Consider the following 4,720-nt stretch of genomic DNA (forward strand, 5'->3'; position numbering starts at 1 on the left):
GATTAGCACCTCATCAGGGTGTCATGCAAATGTAGCTGGCTTTAAGGTGTTGATAGTATTAGTGTTACTTGAGATTTAGTGCATGCTGTATCCCATGGTTGGCAGCGGACTGCGCTGAGAGTTCGGCGGCCAAGTAGGGGGGCCACAAGTGGAAATGCCTAACAAAGCAATCAAGGTGACCCGTTACACTCGGCGGTTTTGGTATGAAGTTCAGTGTGCTTTGTTAGTTTCGTGCGGGGCACCTTATCGCAAGCGTTATGGCTTAGGAGGAGTATTAATGATTTCACCATCAAGATTAAGAGTTGTTCTTGACGGTACTGAAAAAACTATCGACAGCAATTATTTCTTTAAAACACATGTACATCTTGAGGGTTATGTAAAGCGAGTTATGCTAATTGGACTTCGTTTACGTGGAGTGCAATATGAAAATAGCATCAAAATCGTTGACAGTACTTATATAACAACAGCAAACCTTATTGAAAAGGTATTATGGTTGGTTGATAAAAAAGGAAGAGGTCAAAATGTTGTACTCGACGATTTAAAATCAAGATACGCTGACTTCTTTTCTCTTAAAGATACAGTGTTAAAGTTTTCTGCTATTTATAGGAATCGATTAGCGCATGGAACAATTGCTGAACTTAAAGATCAAGAAATGATTGATACTCTATGCCATGTTAATAAATCTTTCTTTCAATCATTTGAGCAGTTGTTAATAGCAGAACATGGAAACTCAGCTTTAGATAAGCCTGCCGATTGGGGAGCTAAACGGGGCACCCCTGAGGCCCCAGAACTTACAGTTAAAAGGTTAAAACTTGGTTCTTTAGTTAAAAGCCCTATGACTTTAAGTGATGTAAAAGCAAAGTTAGCTACAACCGTGTATGCAAAGCCATAACAAGGCCATCAAGTGTGACGCTTTACACTCGGCGGTTTTGGTTTGAAGTTCAGCTGGCTTGGTGAGTTCGGTGGGGCGCACCTTATGGCTGGCGTTATGGCACAAAAAGCACAGGCAACGTGGCTTTCGTTTTAGGTTTTGCGGGTCAAGCTTAGCGGCTATCAAGCTGATCTTCTCGGGCGATATAACTGAACGCTTTCAGTGTATAACGAACTGTGAATTTGGCTGGCTTTGTCCGCAGCACGCTTGATTTGCCTGTTGTGGTTGCTGTCAGAAATCCCATAAACATCATCGAAAGGAAATTATCAAAATTGGACTTCAGATTATCAAGTTTCAGTTCTTGCCAATTTTTCCCGAAGCTTCCGATTTATATCTGTTGGTAAAGAGCAATTCTTTGTCCAGTGGCTACTGATTTTGCTTTTTGGTTCATGAAGTTATGTATCAATTTCTGTTCGGTTTTTAACAGTAGGGTAAACTAGCAGGCGTTCGAGCAGATATTTCTGTAGCCGTAGTGTAGCTGGTAAGTAATTCAAATTCCTTGAGTTTGCCATAACAAGGCAATCAAGGTGATGCGTTACACTCGGCGGTTTTGGTATGGAGTTGGGCGTGCTTTGTTGGTTCAGTGGGGCACACCTTATTGCAGGCGTTATGCGAAAAAATACTAGGAGGTACTTATGGAAACAAATAAACATTTGGGAAGTTTAGTTCTTAGTCAGGAGCAGGTTAGATTAGGCGTTGAAATTGTAGCTGACAAACTAAACAAAAAGTTTGCTGGTGAAGAAGTTGTTGTTATTTCAGTTGTTCCTGGAGGTATTCTCTTTACCGCGGATCTTGTTCGGGAGTTGAAGTTTGATGTCAATATGGACTATATAGCTTGTCATCATACACCTGGTGCTAGCGAGAATAGATCGCCGATTGTATACCATCAAGATATTAATATTAAAGATAAGCATGTCATTTTAGTCGATGATGCCATTGAAACAGGAGGAACAATGAAGCGAGTCGCACTCTTCATTGCTTCTGAATTTGGGGTTAAATCTGTTTCCATTGCTACGTTATTTGTAAAACCGAACCGGGTCAATATACCAGTAACACAATATTTTGCTTATGAAATGGAAAATGACGATATGCTAATTGGCTATGGATTATCGTGGGAAAATAAATATCAAAACATTCCATACGTATCGAAGCTAATTAAGTAAATCATTGGTTATGAATTCGGTTCGCATAACAAGGCAATCAAGGGTGACGCGTTACACTCGGCGGTTTTGGTTCGGAGTTCGGTGTGTTTTGCAGGGTCAGTGGGGCGCACCTTATTGCAGGCGTTAGGCGATGACTTATGGCAATCGATAAAGAACAAAAGTGTATGCAGTTATGCGTACAAGCAAAAATTGAGTCAGCTAAATCTCTGTTAGATGAATTACATGCTGATGGTGTGCCATTTGACTATCCCTCATTGGGTGATTTGTTTAGGAAGGATAGTGTTGAATGGAATGATAAATTAGGCGAAAGAACTGTTCAAATTTTTATTTTTTGCATGATATTTACAGTGTTGGTTTTTTGCTCTCCCTTTGCATTACTTCTATATACTTATAAATGGATTAACACCTATTGTAGATTGAAATTAGAAATTCTTTCTTTAAGAAAAGAAGACCATATCATTTACTCGCCAGAAGTTAAAACAATAGAAAATTTATGGCGCTGTAATGGTTTGTTGGAAAGCAAATATTCTAACGATGAAAAGCTATCACTTTTAAATGAATGGATTAAGGTTCTTTATGGGTATGAGGTTGCTAACCAAATTGATATCGAGGGTAGATATAATAAAATCATATCATCTCATGTAAAGTTAAATACGCCATACTACCAAGGAGTAAAGGGAGCACCTCATTTTTATTTTGGTTCCCCCTTTGACTCTTTAATTTCTTCTCTTTCAAAAGAACTGTCATCATATGAGTAAAAACAGGCACGTGCTCATGGATGTATTAATTTCGTTCGCCTAACAAGGCAATCAAGGTGATGCGTTACACTCGGCGTTTTTGGTATGGAGCCCGATGCGCTTTGTTGGTTTAACGGGGCACACCTTATTGCAGGCGTTATAATTTTAAATTAAGTAATGGTGTTATGAATAAGTTATTGGGTATATTGTCTCTGGCAATATTATCAGGTTGTGCATCTCAATCCTTAGATGATGTTGAGATGGCAAAAGTTGAAGTTTTTGAAGATGTTTTGTTTTATGATGGTGAGTTAAATGAGGAATCAATTAATCTTGCTTTAGATAAAGTCCAAGGTCACCAAATTAAGCGTGTAAATATAAAAAGTCCAGGTGGTGAAGTAACATCATCTATGATATTTGCTAATTGGATTAGAAGTAATGGTATAGATGTTGAGATAAATGAGATGTGCTTTTCATCTTGCGCTAATTATGTATTCCCAGCAGGTGTGCATAAGTATGTTTCAGAAAAAGACTTCATTGGTTGGCATGGTAGTGCACATCAAAAATATAAAAAACTGCCTGATCCCGAAGCAGAAAAATCATTCCAAAAATATATTGGTAAAGCTCGGGAAATGGAAACTAAACTATATAAATATTTAGGTGTAAATTCTAAGCTGCCGATAATGGGGCAACTCAATGGATATTCCTGTCAACGTCATGATGAATGGGGCTGGTATTACTCTGTTTCTGATCTAAAAAAATTAGGTGTTGATAATATTGTGCTAACAGATGGGCATTGGGATCCATCACGTTATCACTCAAAAAAATTATGCCAACTCATACTACCTGCGCAAGTGTAAAATTATAACAAGGCAATCAAGGTGACCCGTTACACTCGGCGGTTTTGGTATGAAGTCCTGCGTGCTTTGTTAGATCAGTGCGGGGCACCTTATTGCAGGCGTTAGGTTTCTAATTAGCTCTCATTCGTGTTGGTTGTGGACAATTCTATTAAAAAAATTTGATTATGAGATAACTAATATAGAGAAGAAAGTGAGCTACTTACATCAGTAGATATTTATTATCTTGACGTAAAATGTAGCTCACCTTCTTTGCTTAACAAATACTACACTTAGTATTAATTATCGATTTTCAATACACCATCAATGTTAGAAATACTGACGTTACTTATATCTGTTAGTTCTAGGGTAGAATATTGCCAACTACCATCTATTTTTTTGCACTCGGCTGAAAGTATCACGCGTACATCTCGGCAAGTTTCTTTATAGCTGCCACTTGGAACGTACCCGGAAGGAGCTCCATGATTGGTTTGGCTAACTAAAACACCATCCAAATTAGCAACATCAGCCGAGTTTAATTCAGTAATATCGAGAGCTGATGGTACGTATGATTGATTGCGCTTTCTTGCTGTAGCGTAAAGTACTGATTTTACGTTTCTTGAAGTTTTTATAAAACTGCCTTCAGGTACGTACTGTGACATAATGTTCTCCTTAATTTACACATAATGTTATTTTTCACGGGCACCTTAAAACTAGTAGAGCATGTACGATATGCAATTGCTTTGTTGTTATTTGTGTGTAAGGGGGAATATTTATGCAATTTATAGTCTGCATCACTTACATTCAATGCTGTAGGCCATGAGTTCGGAAACCTAACAAGGCAATCAAGGTGATGCGTTACACTCGGCGGTTTTGGTACGGAGTTCGGTGCGCTTGGTTGGTTCAGCGGGGCACACCTTATTGCGGGCGTTATGGCATTGGGTCACATAGGCAACGTGGTGTTCGCTTTTCACTCCGAGGGTCAAGCTTAGCAGCTATCAAGTCGCTCGTTTCAGGCGATATACCTGAACGCTTTTCGGTATAACGAACTGCGAG

Annotated in this window: 5 protein-coding genes; 4 read left to right on the forward strand and 1 reads right to left on the reverse strand. The window is 38.9% G+C overall.

The genetic code is table 11. The features are described 5' to 3' along the window. Positions 1–148 precede the first annotated feature (148 nt). The 4 genes from EIZ48_RS27575 (at position 149) to EIZ48_RS27590 (ending at position 3,688) form a co-directional block, all read left to right on the forward strand. Positions 149–892 (forward strand): hypothetical protein, encoded by a 744-nt coding sequence (locus EIZ48_RS27575; protein WP_160658524.1) that lies wholly within the window; start codon positions 149–151, stop codon positions 890–892. A 674-nt stretch (positions 893–1,566) separates the two neighbouring features. Beyond that, positions 1,567–2,094 (forward strand): phosphoribosyltransferase, encoded by a 528-nt coding sequence (locus EIZ48_RS27580; protein WP_160658526.1) that lies wholly within the window; start codon positions 1,567–1,569, stop codon positions 2,092–2,094. A gap of 137 nt (positions 2,095–2,231) precedes the next feature. Then, positions 2,232–2,852: a hypothetical protein gene (locus EIZ48_RS27585; RefSeq protein WP_160658528.1), complete on the forward strand. Its 621-nt coding sequence runs from the start codon at positions 2,232–2,234 to the stop codon at positions 2,850–2,852. Positions 2,853–3,016: 164 nt separating this feature from the next. After that, complete coding sequence (locus tag EIZ48_RS27590; protein ID WP_160658530.1) at positions 3,017–3,688, forward strand: hypothetical protein; 672 nt, start codon at positions 3,017–3,019, stop codon at positions 3,686–3,688. A 275-nt stretch (positions 3,689–3,963) separates the two neighbouring features. On the opposite strand, the gene EIZ48_RS27595 is transcribed toward EIZ48_RS27590, so the two are convergent. Next, complete coding sequence (locus EIZ48_RS27595; RefSeq protein ID WP_160658532.1) at positions 3,964–4,326, reverse strand: CVNH domain-containing protein; 363 nt, start codon at positions 4,324–4,326, stop codon at positions 3,964–3,966. Positions 4,327–4,720 lie beyond the last annotated feature (394 nt).

It is taken from the genome of Photobacterium alginatilyticum (assembly GCF_009910675.1).
GTDB lineage: Bacteria > Pseudomonadota > Gammaproteobacteria > Enterobacterales > Vibrionaceae > Photobacterium > Photobacterium alginatilyticum.

Coding starts and splice junctions, on each gene's coding strand:
- EIZ48_RS27585 (WP_160658528.1), top strand. CDS start 2,232: ATGGCAATCGATAAAGAACAAAAGTGTATGCAGTTATGCGTACAAGCA.
- EIZ48_RS27590 (WP_160658530.1), top strand. CDS start 3,017: ATGAATAAGTTATTGGGTATATTGTCTCTGGCAATATTATCAGGTTGT.
- EIZ48_RS27580 (WP_160658526.1), top strand. CDS start 1,567: ATGGAAACAAATAAACATTTGGGAAGTTTAGTTCTTAGTCAGGAGCAG.
- EIZ48_RS27595 (WP_160658532.1), bottom strand. CDS start 4,326: ATGTCACAGTACGTACCTGAAGGCAGTTTTATAAAAACTTCAAGAAAC.